The sequence below is a fragment of the Streptomyces kanasensis genome (genome assembly GCF_043077165.1).
Taxonomy (GTDB): domain Bacteria; phylum Actinomycetota; class Actinomycetes; order Streptomycetales; family Streptomycetaceae; genus Streptomyces; species Streptomyces changanensis.
On record NZ_JBIBSF010000001.1, the window covers coordinates 523,914 to 539,361 of the forward strand.

The following is a 15,448-nucleotide window of genomic DNA, read 5'->3' on the forward strand; positions in this document are numbered from 1 at the left end:
CGGACGGCGTACGTTCACCGGATCGCCGCGGGGCCGGCCGGTTGGTCGTGGTGCGCGGGGGGCAACTCTTCCGGGACCCGAGTGAGTTGTCCCTACCTGTGGGGGTTCGTGATCGTGAGACGTCTGTGGTGGCGGTCCGGTGTGCTCGCCGCGTTGCTGGGGTGTGCGGTGACGGGGGCGGGGCTGGCCACTCCCCCGGCGGCCGGCGCGGCGACCGGTCCGGCGCGAGCCGGCGCGTCCCCGCTGCCGGGGGCCCCGCCGGCGGCGCGGGCCGTCGCGGAGGGCGTGGCGTACCGGACGCTGGACGTGCCGTCGCCGCGCGGCACCGCCCGCGTCCACCTGGTGTCGGTGGACCTGGGTGTGGCACGGGTGTCGGCCGGTCTGCTGTACCCGGGCGTGGTGGCGTCCCGGGCGAGGCTGTCGGCGCTGGCGGACGGGGCGGGCGCGGTGGCCGGGCTCAACGGCGACTTCTTCAACCTCTCCGAGAGTCAGCATCCGGGGGTGACCCCGACGGGCGCGCCGGTCGGCCCCGCGGTGGCCGACGGGGTGGCGCTCAAGGGGGCGGTGCCGCGCGGTCAGCGGTTCGGCCCGGCGCTGCCGCCGGGGACGAACACCCGCATGGTGCTGGGCGTCGACGCCCGGGGCCTGGCCCGGGTCGGCGAGCTGGCGTTGGAGGGGGAGGTGCGGACACCGTCCGGGGTGCTGCCGCTCGGTGGGCTGAACCAGTACGCGCTGCCGGTCGGTTCGGTCGGGGTGTTCACCCGGCACTGGGGCGCGGTGTCCCGGCTGCGCGCCACGTGCGGCACGGACACCGACCGCGGCGCGCCGTGCAGCGCGGAGACGTACGAGGTGCGGCTGCGCGGCGGCAAGGTCACGGCGGTGTCCGACACGCCGGGTGCGGGCGCGGTCGCGGCGGGCACGCAGGTGCTGGTCGGGCGGGAGGCGGGCGCGCGGCGGCTGCGGGAGCTGGCGGTGGGGGACCGGGTGACGGTGACGCACCGGCTGGTGCCGTCGGGCGCGGACACCGGGTCCGCCTTCCGGTTCGCGGTGGGCGGGTTCCCGGTGCTGCGCGGCGGGAAGCCGCTGGCCGGGATGGACGCGGTGACGGCCGCGGTGCGCTCGGCGGCGGGCGTCGGGGACGGCGGGCGGCGGTTGCTGCTCCTCGCGCTGGACGGCGGCGCGGCGTTCCGCTCGGGGCTGACGGTGGTGGAACTGGCGGGGCTGCTGGGCGACCTGGGCGCGTCGGACGGCGTCAACCTGGACGGCGGGGGGTCCTCCACTCTGGTGGCCCGGACCGGCGGGGCCACCGCGGTGCGGGTGCTGAACCACCCCAGCGGGGGCGCGGAGCGGCCGGTGCCGAACGGGATCGGGGTGTTCGTCGGCCCCTGACGGAATGTCAGGCGGCCCGGCCGGTCCCGCGCCGGTGCGGAGCGGGACCGGCAGGCGGCCCTACGGCTTGACGCTGCTGACCGCGTCGGCGGTGGCGGAGACACCGTCGTAGATGCTCGGCGCGAGGCTCGTCCCGGCGAGGAAGAAGCCGAGCAGGGCGCAGACCACCGCGTGGGAGAGCTTCAGGCCGCCGCTGCGCAGGAAGACCACCGCCAGGATCAGCAGAAGCACCAAGACGGAGATGGATACGGCCATGTGTCGCCCTCCTCGGCCAGGTGCCGCACGGTGCGTACGGCGTTCGGCGGCCAGTCTGGCCCAGGCCGGGCGCCGGACAGCCGTACGGCGCGTCGGCCGAACGGGTAGGAATCGGCGGCGGCCCGTTACACGCCGACCGGGACGGCCGTCTCGTGGCGGGTGGCGCCGGTCAGCGCGTCCCAGTGCACGGTCCGGTCGCACCAACGGTCGAGGAGGACGTGGTCGTGGCCGACGGCGAGGAGCCCGGCCCCGTGTTCGCGCCGGTACTCCTCGACCACGGCGACCAGCGCCGCCGTCGTGGACGCGTCGAGCATGGCGGTCATCTCGTCGCAGACGAGCCAGCGCGGCCGGAGCGCCAGGGCTCGGGCGAGGCAGGCGCGTTGGAGCTGGCCGTCGCTGACCTCGTGGGGGCGGCGGGCGAGCAGGTCCTCGGTGAGGCCGACGCGGCGGGCCAGTTCACCCGTGCGGGCGGCGGCCTCGGCGCGACGGCCGGTGGCGCGCAGGGGTTCGGCGATCAGGTCGCGCAGACGCAGCCGGGGGTCGGCGGAAAGGCGCGGCTGCTGGAAGACGACGCCCACGGCGGTGCGCAGGTCGCGCGGGGCGCGGTGGCGCCAGCCGCGCGCCCGCCGGCCGTCGAGGGTGACGTGGCCGGCGTCGGGGCGGTGCAGCAGGGCGGCGACGCGGGCGAGGGTCGACTTGCCGCAGCCGCTGGGCCCGAGCAGCCCGACGGCCTCGCCGGGGGCCACGGTGAGCGACACGTCGCGGAAGACGGGGTCGTCACGGTCGTACCCGGCGGTGAGGGAGGTGAGTTCAAGCACGGGGGGCCTCCTCGGCGGCGTGGGGGCGGGGGGCGTGGTGGCAGGCGACGCCGTCCTCCAGGAGCGGAACCGCCCGGCAGGTGTCGCCGCGCAAGGGGCAGCGCGGGGCGAAGGCGCAGCCGTCGGGCAGGGCGTCGAGCTCGGGCGGCATGCCGGGGATCGGGGTGAAGTCCCGTTCCGGGAGGGCGGCGAGCAGGCCGCGGGCGTACGGGTGGCGGGGGCCGGGGAAGCCGAAGAAGCGGTCCGCGGCGGTCAGTTCGACGACCCGGCCCGCGTACATCACGGCGACCCGGTCGGCGATCCGCTGGGCCGCCGCCAGGTCGTGGGTGATGAGGAGCAGGCCCCGGCCGGTGTCGGTGTGCCGCCGCAGTTCGTCCGCGGTGCGCTCGACCAGGTCGCGGTCGAGCCCGGTGGTGGGTTCGTCGGCGAGGAGGAGCGGCGCGTCGCCGACGAGGGCGAGGGCGGTGGCGGCGCGCTGTGCCTGGCCGCCGGAGAGCTGGTGCGGGTAGTGGTCGAGCAGGTCGGCGGGGAACGAGGCGCGCCCGGCGGCGGCCACGGCCGCGGGGCGCAGCTCCGCGCGCGGGGTGCCCGCCAGTTGGCGCAGGGTCTCCTCCAGCTGCGCACGGACGGTCCGTACGGGGGTGAGGTGGGCGGCCGGTGACTGCGGGACGAGGCCGACGCGCCGGCCGCGGACGGCCCGGGCGAGGGTGCGCTCGTCGGCGGCGAGCAGGTCGATGCCGTCGACGACGGCCGTGCCGGCGGTCTGCGCGTTGCCGGGCAGCAGGCCGAGCAGCGCGGAGGCGAGGACGGACTTGCCGCAGCCGCTCTCGCCGACGAGGGCCAGGCACTCGCCCGCCGCGAGGTCGAAGCTCGCGCCGCTGACGGCGGCGACGTGGCGGCCGCCGCGCATCCGGAAGCGTACGGAGAGGTCCCGTACGGAGAGGACGGGGCTCACAGCATCAGCTCCGATCGGCGGCGGGGGTTGAGCCGCTCGCGCCAGGCACCGGCGAGTCCCGCGATGGCGAGCGTGGGGACGATGAGGAACAGCCCGGGGAAGAGCGTCGGCCACCAGTCGCCGGCGAGCAGCGAGCCGCGCGCCGTCTGCACGAGGTTGCCGAGGCTGGCCTGGTGGGCGGGGAGCCCCAGGCCGAGGAAGGACAGGGCGGACTCGTGCCACATGGCGTGGGGCACCATGAGCACCGCGGCGAGGCCGGCCTGCGGGAGGACCGCGGGCAGCAGGTGCCGGACGGTCACCCGCCACCGGGAGGCGCCGCCGGAGACGGCCGCGTCGACGTAGGGGCGCGAGCGCAGCGACAGCACCTCGGAGCGGACGATCCGGGCGGTGGACAGCCAGTGCGTGAGCGCGACGGACACGATGACCGGCCACACGCCGGGGCGGAACATCGCCACGATGAAGATGCCGAGCAGCAGGTGCGGCACGGACGAGAAGGTGTCGACGAGCCGCATGACGAGCCGGTCGGTCCAGCCGCCGAAGGCGGCGGCGGCCGCGCCCACGGCCGTGCCGATGACGGTGGCGACGAGCGCGGCGACCAGGCCGACGAGGAGCGAGACGCGCAGGCCGTAGACACAGCGCAGCAGCAGGTCGCGGCCGACGTCGTCGGTGCCGAACGGGTGCGCGGCCGACGGCGGCCGGAGCTTCAGCGACAGGTCGACGGCCTGCTGGTCGAGCTGGACCAGGGGCGGTACGAGCAGCACGGCGAGGACGACGGCCGCGACGATGACGGCGGACGTGGAGACGCGTACGGCCCGGGTGGAGCGGCGGGTGCGCCCGCGGGACGTCCAGACGGTGTCAGCCATCGAAGCCCACTCTCGGGTCGGCGAGTCCGTACAGCAGGTCGGAGAGGAGGTTGCCGAGGAGGACCGCGGCCGTGGCGAGCACGGTCAGCGCGGCCAGCAGCGGGAAGTCGACCGAGGTGGCGGCCTGCACGGTGGCGGCGGCGATGCCGGGCCAGCTGAAGACGGACTCGACGAGCAGGGCGCCGGTGATGAGTTCGGGGACGCGCGAGCCGATGAGCGTGAGCATGGGGAGCATGCCGGAGCGCAGGGCGTGCTTCAGCAGCACCGTGCGCTCGTCGAGTCCGCGCGCGCGGGCGCCCCGCACGGGGTCCTCGTCGAGCGCGTCGGCGACGCCCTGGCGGACGTAGAGGAAGAACCAGGGCAGTTGCGAGAGGCCGAGGACGAGGGCGGGCAGGACCAGGTGCGAGGCGACCTGGCCGAAGGTGACGGTCTCGCTGCCGGTGTCGGTGAGCCCTCCGGCGGGCAGGACGCCCAGCTCCAGCGCGAAGAACCAGATGGCGAGCAGCCCGAGCCAGAAGGCGGGGGCGGCTTCGAGGGTGTACGCGGCGGAGCTGACGCACCGGTCGAGCCAGCCGCCGCGGCGGCGCGCGGCGAGGACGCCGAGCGCCGTGCCGAGGAGGACGGCGACGGCGAAGGCGGTGGCGGCGAGGAGCGCGGACCAGCCGATGCGTTCGGTGATGACGTCGGCGACGGGCTGGCGCATGACGCTGGAGTCGCCGAGGTCGCCGGTGACGGCGGAAGTGAGCCAGTCCCACCAGCGGGGCACGAGCGGCCGGTCGACGCCGAGGTTGGCCCGCAGCTGGTCGAGGTTCTCCTGGGAGGCGGTGAGTCCGGCGGTGCCGGCGTACGCCTTGACGGGGTCGAAGGGGGAGGCGGCGGCGACGGCGAACACGCCGAACGTCACGACGAGCAGGACGGGGACGGCGAACAGGGCCCGCCGTCCGGCCATCCGTGCCATCGCGCCCCAGGGGAGGCGTCGGGTCACTTGCCGGCGTCCTTGGGGGTCCAGTCCTCCACGTTCCACCACGGGCCGGAGGCGAGGCCGTGGTCGTGCGGCTCGACCTGGGTGGACAGGCCGTCCCAGCGGTCGTTCACCACGTACAGGTGGTCGATGTGGGTGAGGAAGGTGTAGCCGGGGTTCTTCACCAGTTCCCGCTGGACGGTGTCGTAGGCGGCCTTGCGGGCGGCCTTGTCGTCGGTGGTGCGGCCGGCGTCGAGGGCCTTGTCGACGACCGGGTTGTCGTACCAGCCCATGTTGTTGAAGCCGTCGCCGGCCAGGGAGGAGGTGAGCAGCAGGTACTGGTCGAAGTCCGGGTCGCCGGGCGAGCCGCCGCCGGCGAGGACCGCGTCGGTCTTCATGCGCGGTTCGATGACCTCCCAGGTGCCGGCCTGGGTCTTGATCTCGATGCCGGCCTTCTTGGCGTCGGAGGCGTAGGCCAGGGCGTGGTCCTGGCGGAGCTTGTCGCCGGAGAGGTACCAGAGGGGGAAGGTGGCGCGGACGCCGTCCTTGACGCGGACGCCGTCGGGGCCGGGCTTCCAGCCGGCGTCGTCGAGGATCTTCCGGGCCCGGGCGAGGTCGTGGGCGCGCTCGGTGCCCTTGGTGAACCACTCGCTGTCGGTGGGGACCGGGCCGTAGGCGGGCTTCCCGGCGCCTTCGAGGATCTTGTCGACCATGGCCCCGCGGTCGACGGCGACGTCGAGGGCGCGGCGGACGGCGAGGTCCCCGGTCACCTCGTTGTGCGTGGGGAGGGTCACCAGGCGGTAGTCGTAGGTGGTGGCCTCGTACGTCCTCTTGGCTCCGTCGCCCTTGAAGCCCTTGGCGAGGTTCGGGGGGAGGATCGCCCCGTCGAGGTCGCCGGAGCGCAGCCGGGTCGCGCGGACGTCGTCGTCCTTGATGATCGCCATGGTGAACTTCTTCACCTTCGGCGCGCCGCCCCAGTAGGCGGGGTTGGCCTTGAAGGTGATCTTCTCGCCCTTGGACCAGTCGGCGAGGACGTAGGGGCCGGTGCCGATCGGCTTGGTGGTGAAGGGGCCGCTGTTGACGTCCTGCTTGCCGGCGACGTGCTCGGGGGCGATGCCGAGGACGGTCCGCTCGGCGAAGGGCGCGTAGGGGTGGTCGAGGGTGAAGACGACGGTGTCGTCGCCGACGGCCCTGACGTCCTTCAGGGCGGCCAGCTCGGTCTTGGAGGCGTTGTTCGTCTTCTCGTCGAGGATCGTGCGGTAGGTGAAGACGACGTCCTTGGCCGTGAAGGGCGTGCCGTCGCTGAACTTCACCCCGGTGCGGAGCTTGTACGTGTACGTCAGGCCGTCCGCGCTGACCGTGGGCAGGGCGACCGCCAGGGCCGGCCTGAGCTTCATGTCGCCGTCGAAGGCGAGGAGCCCGTCGAAGATCTTGGAGTTGCCGTCCTTGCCGTAGCCGAGGAGCGGGCTGAGCGTCTCGGGCTCGTAGGCGATGCCGACGACCGCGCTGTCCTTCGCCGCGGAGCCGGAGCCCCCGGCGCCGGGGTTCGAGCAGGCCGCCGCGGTGATGGCCAGGGTTCCGGCCAGCGTGGCGGCGGCCATGCCGCGTATGGATCGGGCGGTCATGGTTCCACACCCCTCGTGCTCTCGCGAAGATCGACTGTTGTTGCGAACGACTCGCAATTAAACAGTACGTAGAGGGGTGGGTTCCTCTTGTGGTCCTTACGTGGAGACCTGCGGCCCGGGCAGGTCCACGAGTCGGGCCAGCTCCTCCTTGTGCCGGCCGGCCGACCCGAGGGCGATCCCGTCGGCCTTGGCCCGCTTCAGATAGAGGTGGGCGGGGTGCTCCCAGGTCATCCCGATGCCGCCGTGCAGCTGGACGCACTCCTCGGTGGCGCGCACCGCGACGCGCGAGCAGTACGCCTGGGCGACGGCCACGGCGAGCGGCGCCTCGGGGCTCGCCGTGGCGAGGGCGTCGGCGGCGTTGCGGGCGGCGGCGCGGGCGCCGACCACCTCCAGCCACAGCTGGGCCATGCGGTGCTTGAGCGCCTGGAAGGAGCCGACCGGCCGGTTGAACTGGTGGCGTTCGCGGGTGTACCGGACCGTCTCCTCCAGGCACCATTCCGCCACGCCCAGCTGCTCGGAGGCGAGCAGCCCGGCGCCCGCGAGCAGCCCGCGGCGCACGGCCCCGCGCGCGCCGGCCGCGTCCGCGAGGCGCGTGCCGCCGGCGTCGGTGGTCACGGTGGCGAGCGGGCGGGTCAGGTCGAACGGGATCTGCGGGGCGACCCGGGCGTCGGCGGCGTCGACCGCGTACAGCCCGTCCGGGCGGACCACGAGCAGGACGTCGGCGTGGACGGCGTCCGCGACGCCGGAGACGGTCCCGGTGCCCGCCGGCGCGTGGTCGGGCCCGGCGGAGAGCGGTACGGCGAGCACGGCGATCTTGCGCCCGGCGGCCAGGTCGCCGAGCAGGTCGGCGGCGCCGCCGGCGGCGTCGCCGTCAGCGGCGGCCAGGAGCGTCTCGGTGGCGACGACGGCGCTGGTGAGGTACGGGACCGGCGTCACCGCGCGGCCCAGCTCCTCCAGGACGACGGCGGCCTCGCGGTGGGACGCGCCCTGCCCGCCGAACTCCTCGGGGACGAGCAGCCCGGCGGTGCCCATGTCGGCGGCGAGCGCCTTCCACAGCGCGGGAACCCCGCCGCCGTCCTCGACGCGGCCGGGCAGCTCCGCCGGGGCGGCGCGGTCGGCCACGAGGGCACGGACGGCGGCCCGGAGGTCGGACTCGGTCTCGGAGTACAGCAGGTCCACCCGGTCCGTCCGCTCGTTCCGATCCGTCCGGTCGGTCTGGTCCTTCATCGGGTGAGGTCCTTCCAGGCGACGTCCTTGTCGGTGCGCGGCTCGGAGGGCAGGCCGAGGACGCGTTCCGCGACGATGTTCAGCAGTACCTCGCTCGTGCCGCCCTCGATGGAGTTGCCCTTGGAGCGGAGGTAGCGGTAGCCGGCGTCGCGGCCCGTGAAGTCGACGCGCTCGGGGCGGCGCATCGTCCACTCCCCGTACAGCAGCCCCTCGTCGCCGAGGAGTTCCACCTCCAGGCCGCTGATCTCCTGGTTGAGGCGGGCGAAGGCGAGCTTCATGGCGCTGCCCTCGGGGCCGGGCTGGCCCAGGGCGAGCTGCTGGCGCAGCCGCTCGCCGGTCAGCCGGGCGACCTCGGACTCCACCCACAGGTCCAGCAGGCGCTGGTGGAGGTCGTGGCTGCGCAGCTCGGGGCGCTCGCGCCAGGTGCGCGAGACGGGGCCGATCATGCCGCCCTCGCGGGGGATCCGGGCGCCGCCGATGGTGACCCGCTCGTTCATGAGGGTGGTCTGCGCGACCTTCCACCCCTCGCCGACCCCGCCGAGACGGTGGGCGTCCGGGATGCGCACACCGGTGAGGAAGACCTCGTTGAACTCGGCCTCGCCGGTGATCTGGCGCAGCGGCCGCACCTCGACGCCCGGGTCGCTCATGTCACAGAGGAAGTACGTGATCCCCCGGTGCTTGGGCGCGTCCGGGTCGGTGCGGGCGATGAGGATGGCCCAGCGCGCGACGTGGGCGCTGGACGTCCACACCTTCTGCCCGTCGACGACCCACGTGTCGCCGTCGCGGACGGCCCGCGTGCCGAGGGCGGCGAGGTCGGAACCGGCACCGGGTTCGCTGAAGAGCTGGCACCAGACCTCCTCCCCCACCCACAGGGGACGCAGGAAGCGGCGCTTCTGCTCCTCGGTGCCGTAGGCGAGGATCGTCGGCGCGGCCATGCCGAGGCCGATGCCGATGCGCCGCGGGTCGTTGTCGGGGGCGCCGGCCGCCGCGAGTTCGGCGTCCACCACGGCCTGGAGGGAGCGGGGCGCGCCCAGGCCGCCGAGCCCCTCCGGGAAGTGGACCCAGGCGAGACCGGCGTCGAAGCGGGCACGGAGGAAGGCGGTGCGTTCGGTGGTGGCGGGCGGGTGCGCGGCGAGCAGCGCGCGCGTCCGGTCGCGCAGGGCGGTGGCGTCGGTCACCTGTCGGCTCCTTCCGGGAGCACCACGACGCGGCCCGTGGTCGTGCCGTCGGCGACGCGCTGCACGGCGGCGGGCGCGTCGGCGAAGGCGACCCGGTCACTGACCAGCGGCCTGATCAGGCCCTTGGCCGCGAGGGTGGTGAGCGTGTCGTGGCAGCGGCGGACGGCTTCGGGGTCCTTCTGGTTGTACAGCCCCCAGTGCAGGCCCATGATCGAGTAGTTCTTGACCAGGGCGTGGTTGAGGGCGGGGGCGGGGATGTCGCCGCTGGCGAAGCCGACGACCACGATCCGGCCCTCGAAGGCCACGCACCGGGCCGAGGCGGTGTACGCGTCGCCGCCGACCGGGTCGTAGACCACGTCGGCGCCGCGGCCGCCGGTGGCGTCCTTGACCGCCGCGACGACGTCCTCGCCGCGCCGGTCGACGACGGCGTCGCAGCCGAGCTCGCGGGCGACGGCGGCCTTCTCGGCGCCGCCCACGACGCCGATGACGCGCGCGCCGGCCGCCTTGCCCAGCTGGACGGCGGCACTGCCGACGCCGCCCGCCGCGGCGTGGACGAGGAGCGTCTCGCCCTCGCGCAGCCCGGCGCGGCGGTGCAGCCCGAACCAGCCGGTCTGGTAGCCGATGTGCAGCGCGGCGGCCTCGGCGTCGTCGAGCGCCTCGGGCGCGGGGAGGACCGCCGACGCGTCGGCGACGGCGTACTCGGCGAAGCCGCCGTGGGGCAGCGCCGCCGTGGCGATCACGCGCCGACCGTCCTCGGTGTCGGCGCAGACCTCCACCCCGGGGGTGAAGGGCAGCGGCGGGCGGACCTGGTACTGGCCGCGGCACAGGAGCGCGTCGGGGAAGTTGGTGTTCGCGGCCCGCACCCTCAGGAGCAGTTGCCCGGGGCCGGGCGTGGGCCGGTCGGTCTCCTCGCGTCGCATCACCTCGCTCGGCTCGCCGTTCCGGTGCACGCGCCATGCCTGCATGGGGGCCTCCACAAAGAGTCGGGCAGTACCGCAGTGGCTCGCATACTAAGCGGTCGCTTGCCCACGGGGGAACAGGGAGCCGCGGATTTCCGGCCACCCGCCCGGGACCCGGGATCCCCCGGAGCCGAGGGGGCGGCGGTCGGGGCCTGACGTGGGACGGCCGAGGCCCGACGGGGGCGGCCACCGAGGTCCGACGAGGGACGACCACGACCCGACAGGGGCGGCCACCGAGGTCCGACGAGGGACGACCACAGCCCGGCGGGGGCGGTGCGAGGGCCGGGTGGGCGTCCGGGAGGGGGACGGCCGAGGTCCGAGGGGACGGCCGGGCCCCGGGTGGCCGCCCGGGGACGGCCACCCGCACGTCAGCGCGGGAAGAGCTCGAAGGTGACGGCCGGGACGCCGCCGAACCGCTCGGACGCGGCCCGCGCGTTGCCCGTGAGGAAGGCGCGGCAGTACGTCTCCGGATCCTCGTCCGTCAGCGCCTCGATGTAGGTGCGGTGCTCCAGGAGGGAGTGGACCGCGCGTTCCAGGCCCGGGGTCGCGTCGACCGCGTGGGTCGGCTCCGGGGAGCTGGCCACGGCCACCCACCGCACCCCGTCCCACGGTTCGAGGCCCTGCTCGACGAGTTCGGGGAAGATCCAGCGGTTGCCCGCGTCGGCCGCCGCGTCCAGGGTGGCGCGACCCACCGCGACGTGGTCGGGGGTGTTCCAGGCGACGCCGCCCCAGGTGTCGCGGTGGTTGAGGGTGACGACCAGCTCGGGTCGGTGGCGGCGGATCGCGGCCGCGATGTCGCGGCGCAGCGCGGTGCCGTACTCGACCACGCCGTCCCGGTGGTCGAGGAACTCGACCTGCGAGACGCCGACGACCCGCGCGCTCGCGCGCTGCTCGGCCTCGCGCAGCGGTGCGCAGACGTCCGGGGCGAGCGTGGCGATCCCCGCCTCGCCGCGCGTCGCGAGGACGTACACCACCTCCCGGCCCGCGTCGGTCCAGGCGGCGACGGCCGCGGAGCCGCCGTACTCCAGGTCGTCCGGGTGGGCGACGACGACGAGGGCGCGCCGCCAGTCCTCGGGCATCGGCCGCAGCGGCCCCGCTTCCTGACGGGACGTCGGCCCGCTCTCCTGATCACTCATGGGCGCAGGATAGGGCCGGGCGGTGACGCGGAGGCGGCACGGGCGCGTGACGGCGCCCTGCCGGAAGGCGGCGCGCCGTGGGCGGCCGGGCACGCGTCACCCGCCGGTCGCCCTCTCCCCCGCCCACCCCGCACTCCCCGCGCGGACGCGCCGTCGGTCCGCCGGGCGGACGGTTCGTCGGCCCCGGCCTGCCCCCGTCGAGCGGCGCCGGCCACCCCGCGTGGCGGCGCGCCGCGGACGGCGCCCGCACCGCCCCGGGGGCGCCGTCCGGCCCCCGCGCCGGTACCGGGCGCCCCCACGTCGTCCCGCCCGGGCCGGGGCCGACGGTCCGCGGGCGGGACGACGCGGCGCCGTGAGTCGCCCTCAGACCTCGCCGCGGACCAGGGCCAGCAGCCGGTCCAGGACCCGGGCGCCGCCGGCCCGCACGCCGTCGTGCTCGTACTCGTCGGTCACCCAGGTGCGCAGGCCGCGGATGGTGCGGGCGGTCTCCAGGGAGTGGGCCGTGTCGACGTACAGGTCGTCGTGGTAGACGGCCGCGGCGGTCGGGACGGTGTTGGCGGCCAGGCGCCGCGTGTCGTGGAGGGCGGGCCAGTCGGTGCGGGCGGCGAGCAGTTCCGCCGTCTCGCGCAGCGGGACGAGGGCGGGGTCGGTGGTGAAGTGCCAGGGGTGGATCGTCTCGCCGGTGAGGAGCAGCGGCGCGTCGCCGGCGAGCGCCGCCGCGGCGTCGAAGTCGGGGAACTCGGCGCGCACCCGTTCGGCGGCCCAGGCGGTCGGGGCCCGGCCGTCGGCGTAGATGGACTCGTGGAGGACGGCGTACAGCGGCCGGGACGCGAAGGAGAGGTGGCCCCGCACGGCCTCCAGGAAGGGGTCGGACAGCTCGTGTCCGGCGGGGGTGCGGACGAAGGCGTCCTCCAGCAGGTAGTGGAGCTGGTCGCCGCCGTCGCCCACGCCGAGGAGGGCGCCGAGTGACTGGAACGCCTCGACGGTGAGCCGGTGCCCGCCGGGCAGCGCCACGGGGTGCTCGACGAGGTGGGCGGCGATCCGCCGGGCCGCCTCGACGTCCTGCGGGTAGCGCTCGTAGTGGGCGAGGACCTTGCGCCGCATGCGCGGGTAGGCGGCGCGGTATACCTCGTCGGCGGTGGCGTGCAGGGAGGGCAGGCCGCCGGTGACGAGCACCGCCGCCAGCCCCTCGGGGGCGGTGGAGAGGTAGTGGGTGGCGCAGAAGCCGCCGTAGCTCTGCCCGAGCACGGTCCACGGGGCGCCGCCGGTCAGCCGGGGGCGGACCAGTTCGCAGTCGCGGACGATCGCGTCGGCGCGGAAGTGGGCGAGGTAGGCGGCCTGTTCGCGCGGGCCGCCGCGCAGCGGGAGCGTCCTGCGGTCGGCGGGCGTGGAGCGGCCGGTGCCCCGCTGGTCGAGGAGGAGGACGCGGTACTCGCGGACGGCGCGGCCCAGCCAGGCCGGGGCGCCGCTGAAGCGCCGGACCGCGCAGCCCGGGCCGCCCTCCAGGTACACCAGCCACGGCAGGTCGTCGACGCCCTGCCGCCCGGCCGCGACGACCTCGCGCCCGTACAGCTCGATCCGCTCGCCGTCCGGGTCGGCGTGGTCGAGGGGGACGGTGAAGCGGTGGTCGGTGAGGACGACACCGGGCTGGCGGTACGTGGTCAAGGCTCCTCCTGGCAGGCGGTCGGTCACCGGTCGGCCGGTCGCGGGCCGCGGGCGCGGCGCGCCCCCGCCCGCACAGTGGACCACAGGGGTCCCCGGCGGACGGGGGCGGGGAGGGGCGGGGCGGATCAGCCGGTGGGGAAGTCGTCCGGGGTCCGGATGCGGTCGCGGATCCAGACGCCGGCGGGCTTGAGGGAGGCCGTGCCGGTCCAGGGGCCGCCGGCGCCGCAGGTGCCGGGCTTGAAGACGGCTCCGGTGCGGTGGTCGTCGGAGAAGTTCCAGTTCACCCAGCTGATCTTCTTGGTGGCCATCAGGTCCAGGTAGCGCTGGGCCGTCGCGAAGTCGTCGTCGCCCTCGCCGGCGTAGTTCTGGGTGCCGAACTCGGTGACGAAGACCGGGAGTCGGTCGGCGACCCGGGACAGGGTGGCGAGGTACGCGTCGCGGTGCGACGACGCGTAGAAGTGGAAGGTGTACATGATGTTGGAGGCGTTCACCGGGGCGGCGACGACCTCCGACTCGTTCGCGCCCTCCGAGACGCCGAACGACGACCAGGCGCGGGTGCCGACGAGGACGGGCGTGTTCGGGTCGTGCGCGCGGATGACCGGGATCAGCTGCTCCGCGTAGCTCTTGATCCGGGACCAGCTGACGCCGTTGGGCTCGTTGGCGATCTCGTACAGCAGGTTGGTCTTGCCGCGGTGGCGCTGGGCGATCTCCGTGAAGAAGGTCTTGGCGCGGCTGAGGTTGTGGTGCGGGTCGCCCGGGTCGAGCATGTGCCAGTCGACGATGGCGTACATGCCGCGCGCGGTGGCCTGCTCGATGACGGAGTGGACGAGGTCGGTGTACGCGCGCGGGTCGGTCTCGTACCCGCCTTCCTGCACGTACATGGAGACCCGCAGGACGTCCGCCTTCCAGTCGGTGGCGAGGGCGTCCAGCGAGCCGGACGTGACGCACTGGCGGTACCACTGCAGGCCGTGCGTGGACATCCCGCGCAACTGCACCGGCTTGCCGTACCGGTTGCACAGCTTCGTGCCGCAGACCGTGAGCCGGCCGTTGACCGCGGCGGGGGTCGTGGCCGCCGCGGCGGGGGCGGCGGGGGCGGTCTCGGTGGCGGCGACGGTCGCGCCGGCCGGCGCCGGCTGTGCGGCGGGGGCGGCGGGGACGGCGGGTGCGGTCGGCGCCGTGGTGAGTCCGAGGAGGAGGGCGGTGATGAGGGCGCCGGCTGCGGCGCCGGTGCCACGGGTCCAGGTCCGTGCCGATCTCATGGGATCTCCGATGCGGATGGGGGCGGGGAGCGAGGACTGGAAGGAAACTTTCCTAACCCAGGGGTAGCAGCTCCCGCGACGGGGCCGCAAGGGCCTGCCGTACGGGTGGTCTCAGCACGTACGGTGGCGTCGTCCCGATCCGATGATCAAGGAGGTCGCCCGATCATGGCGCATTTCGACCTGCCCCTCGACGAGCTGCGCACGTACCGGAGTTCGTCCCGGGAGCCCACCGACTTCGACGCCTTCTGGGCGGGGACGCTGGCGGAGGCGGGCAGCCACCCCCTCGACGCCCGGTTCGAGCCGGTCGCCACCGGCCTGACCACCGTGGAGGTGCACGACGTCACCTTCGCCGGCTTCGGCGGACACCCCGTCAAGGGCTGGCTCGTCCTCCCCGCCGCGGCCACCGGACCGCTGCCGGTGGTGGTGGAGTTCATCGGCTACGGCGGTGGGCGCGGCCTGCCCCACACCCATCTGCTGTGGGCGTCCGCCGGATTCGCGCACTTCGTCATGGACACCCGCGGGCAGGGCGGCACCTGGGCGGGCGGGGACACCCCGGACCCGGTGGGCAGCGCCCCGGCCGCGCCCGGCTTCATGACGCGGGGCGTCGAGGACCCGTCGACGTACTACTACCGCCGGCTGTACACGGACGCGGTGCGGGCCGTGGCGGCCGCCCGGTCGCACCCGGCGGTGGACGCGGCGCGCACGGCCGTCGTCGGGGCGAGCCAGGGCGGCGGCATCGCGCTGGCCGTGGCCGGGCTCGTGCCGGACCTGGCGGCGGTCGCGCCCGACGTGCCGTTCCTCTGCGACTTCCCCCGGGCGACGACGATCACCGACCGGAACCCGTACCGGGAGATAGGCGTGTACCTGAAGACGTACCGGGGCAGGGTCGAGCAGGTGGCGCGCACGCTCGCGTACTTCGACGGCGTGCACTTCGCCCCGCGGGCCACGGCGCCCGCGCTGTTCTCGGCCGCGCTGGAGGACCTGACCTGCCCGCCGTCGACGGTGTTCGCCGCGTTCAACGCGTACGCGCACGCCGACAAGGAGATCGAGGTGTACGCCTTCAACGACCACGAGGGCGGTGAGTCCTACCAGCAGGCCGCCCGACTGCGCTGGCTTCCGGCCCGGCTGACGGCCTGAAACGGGCGGGGGCGGGGGGAG

Annotated in this window: 14 protein-coding genes; 2 read left to right on the forward strand and 12 right to left on the reverse strand. The window is 75.2% G+C overall.

Annotated features, from left to right (window positions below; all coding sequences use genetic code 11):
- Positions 1-183: 183 nt before the first annotated feature.
- Positions 184-1,389: a phosphodiester glycosidase family protein gene (locus ACF053_RS02275; RefSeq protein WP_391952625.1), complete on the forward strand. Its 1,206-nt coding sequence runs from the start codon at positions 184-186 to the stop codon at positions 1,387-1,389.
- Positions 1,390-1,449: 60 nt separating this feature from the next.
- Here ACF053_RS02275 and ACF053_RS02280 read toward each other — a convergent pair whose 3' ends face one another.
- The 12 genes from ACF053_RS02280 to ACF053_RS02335 all read right to left on the reverse strand — a co-directional run bounded on the left by ACF053_RS02280 (position 1,450) and on the right by ACF053_RS02335 (position 14,290).
- Positions 1,450-1,644, reverse strand: a complete 195-nt coding sequence (locus ACF053_RS02280; protein WP_058940496.1) for a hypothetical protein — start codon at positions 1,642-1,644, stop codon at positions 1,450-1,452.
- A gap of 125 nt (positions 1,645-1,769) precedes the next feature.
- The gene (locus ACF053_RS02285; RefSeq protein ID WP_391952036.1) at positions 1,770-2,462 is read right to left on the reverse strand and encodes an ABC transporter ATP-binding protein; all 693 of its coding nucleotides are present in this window, start codon (positions 2,460-2,462) and stop codon (positions 1,770-1,772) included.
- Entirely contained in the window at positions 2,455-3,372 is a 918-nt protein-coding gene (locus tag ACF053_RS02290) for an ABC transporter ATP-binding protein (protein WP_391952626.1), read from the reverse strand. The genes ACF053_RS02285 and ACF053_RS02290 overlap by 8 nt, the downstream gene beginning before the upstream one ends.
- Positions 3,373-3,413: 41 nt before the next feature.
- On the reverse strand, positions 3,414-4,280 hold the full coding sequence (locus ACF053_RS02295; RefSeq protein WP_391952037.1) for an ABC transporter permease: 867 nt from the start codon (positions 4,278-4,280) through the stop codon (positions 3,414-3,416).
- Entirely contained in the window at positions 4,273-5,238 is a 966-nt protein-coding gene (locus ACF053_RS02300) for an ABC transporter permease (protein WP_391952627.1), read from the reverse strand. The genes ACF053_RS02295 and ACF053_RS02300 overlap by 8 nt, the downstream gene beginning before the upstream one ends.
- Before the next feature lie 23 nt (positions 5,239-5,261).
- Positions 5,262-6,866, reverse strand: a complete 1,605-nt coding sequence (locus ACF053_RS02305) for an ABC transporter substrate-binding protein (RefSeq protein ID WP_391952038.1) — start codon at positions 6,864-6,866, stop codon at positions 5,262-5,264.
- A 96-nt stretch (positions 6,867-6,962) separates the two neighbouring features.
- Positions 6,963-8,093, reverse strand: a complete 1,131-nt coding sequence (locus tag ACF053_RS02310) for an acyl-CoA dehydrogenase family protein (RefSeq protein ID WP_391952039.1) — start codon at positions 8,091-8,093, stop codon at positions 6,963-6,965.
- Positions 8,090-9,271, reverse strand: coding sequence for an acyl-CoA dehydrogenase family protein (locus tag ACF053_RS02315; protein ID WP_391952040.1), 1,182 nt, complete (start codon positions 9,269-9,271; stop codon positions 8,090-8,092). Before ACF053_RS02315 ends, ACF053_RS02310 begins: the two co-directional genes overlap by 4 nt.
- Positions 9,268-10,236, reverse strand: a complete 969-nt coding sequence (locus ACF053_RS02320) for an NADPH:quinone oxidoreductase family protein (RefSeq protein WP_391952041.1) — start codon at positions 10,234-10,236, stop codon at positions 9,268-9,270. The genes ACF053_RS02315 and ACF053_RS02320 overlap by 4 nt, the downstream gene beginning before the upstream one ends.
- Before the next feature lie 362 nt (positions 10,237-10,598).
- On the reverse strand, positions 10,599-11,366 hold the full coding sequence (locus tag ACF053_RS02325) for a PIG-L deacetylase family protein (protein WP_391952042.1): 768 nt from the start codon (positions 11,364-11,366) through the stop codon (positions 10,599-10,601).
- 363 nt (positions 11,367-11,729) lie between these two features.
- Positions 11,730-13,031, reverse strand: coding sequence for an alpha/beta fold hydrolase (locus ACF053_RS02330; RefSeq protein ID WP_391952043.1), 1,302 nt, complete (start codon positions 13,029-13,031; stop codon positions 11,730-11,732).
- A 125-nt stretch (positions 13,032-13,156) separates the two neighbouring features.
- Entirely contained in the window at positions 13,157-14,290 is a 1,134-nt protein-coding gene (locus ACF053_RS02335) for a glycoside hydrolase family 5 protein (protein ID WP_391952044.1), read from the reverse strand.
- A 165-nt stretch (positions 14,291-14,455) separates the two neighbouring features.
- Between ACF053_RS02335 and ACF053_RS02340 the strand changes: the two genes are divergently transcribed.
- A complete protein-coding gene (locus ACF053_RS02340) occupies positions 14,456-15,427 on the forward strand; it encodes an acetylxylan esterase (protein WP_391952045.1) in 972 nt (323 codons plus the stop codon).
- The last annotated feature ends 21 nt before the right edge of the window (positions 15,428-15,448 follow it).

Excerpts from the sequence above, each read along its gene's own strand:
- ACF053_RS02280 (WP_058940496.1), bottom strand. The coding sequence starts at position 1,644 with ATGGCCGTATCCATCTCCGTCTTGGTGCTTCTGCTGATCCTGGCGGTG.
- ACF053_RS02290 (WP_391952626.1), bottom strand. The coding sequence starts at position 3,372 with ATGCGCGGCGGCCGCCACGTCGCCGCCGTCAGCGGCGCGAGCTTCGAC.
- ACF053_RS02295 (WP_391952037.1), bottom strand. The coding sequence starts at position 4,280 with ATGGCTGACACCGTCTGGACGTCCCGCGGGCGCACCCGCCGCTCCACC.
- ACF053_RS02300 (WP_391952627.1), bottom strand. The coding sequence starts at position 5,238 with ATGGCACGGATGGCCGGACGGCGGGCCCTGTTCGCCGTCCCCGTCCTG.
- ACF053_RS02305 (WP_391952038.1), bottom strand. The coding sequence starts at position 6,866 with ATGACCGCCCGATCCATACGCGGCATGGCCGCCGCCACGCTGGCCGGA.
- ACF053_RS02310 (WP_391952039.1), bottom strand. The coding sequence starts at position 8,093 with ATGAAGGACCAGACCGACCGGACGGATCGGAACGAGCGGACGGACCGG.
- ACF053_RS02320 (WP_391952041.1), bottom strand. The coding sequence starts at position 10,236 with ATGCAGGCATGGCGCGTGCACCGGAACGGCGAGCCGAGCGAGGTGATG.
- ACF053_RS02325 (WP_391952042.1), bottom strand. The coding sequence starts at position 11,366 with ATGAGTGATCAGGAGAGCGGGCCGACGTCCCGTCAGGAAGCGGGGCCG.
- ACF053_RS02335 (WP_391952044.1), bottom strand. The coding sequence starts at position 14,290 with ATGAGATCGGCACGGACCTGGACCCGTGGCACCGGCGCCGCAGCCGGC.
- ACF053_RS02340 (WP_391952045.1), top strand. The coding sequence starts at position 14,456 with ATGGCGCATTTCGACCTGCCCCTCGACGAGCTGCGCACGTACCGGAGT.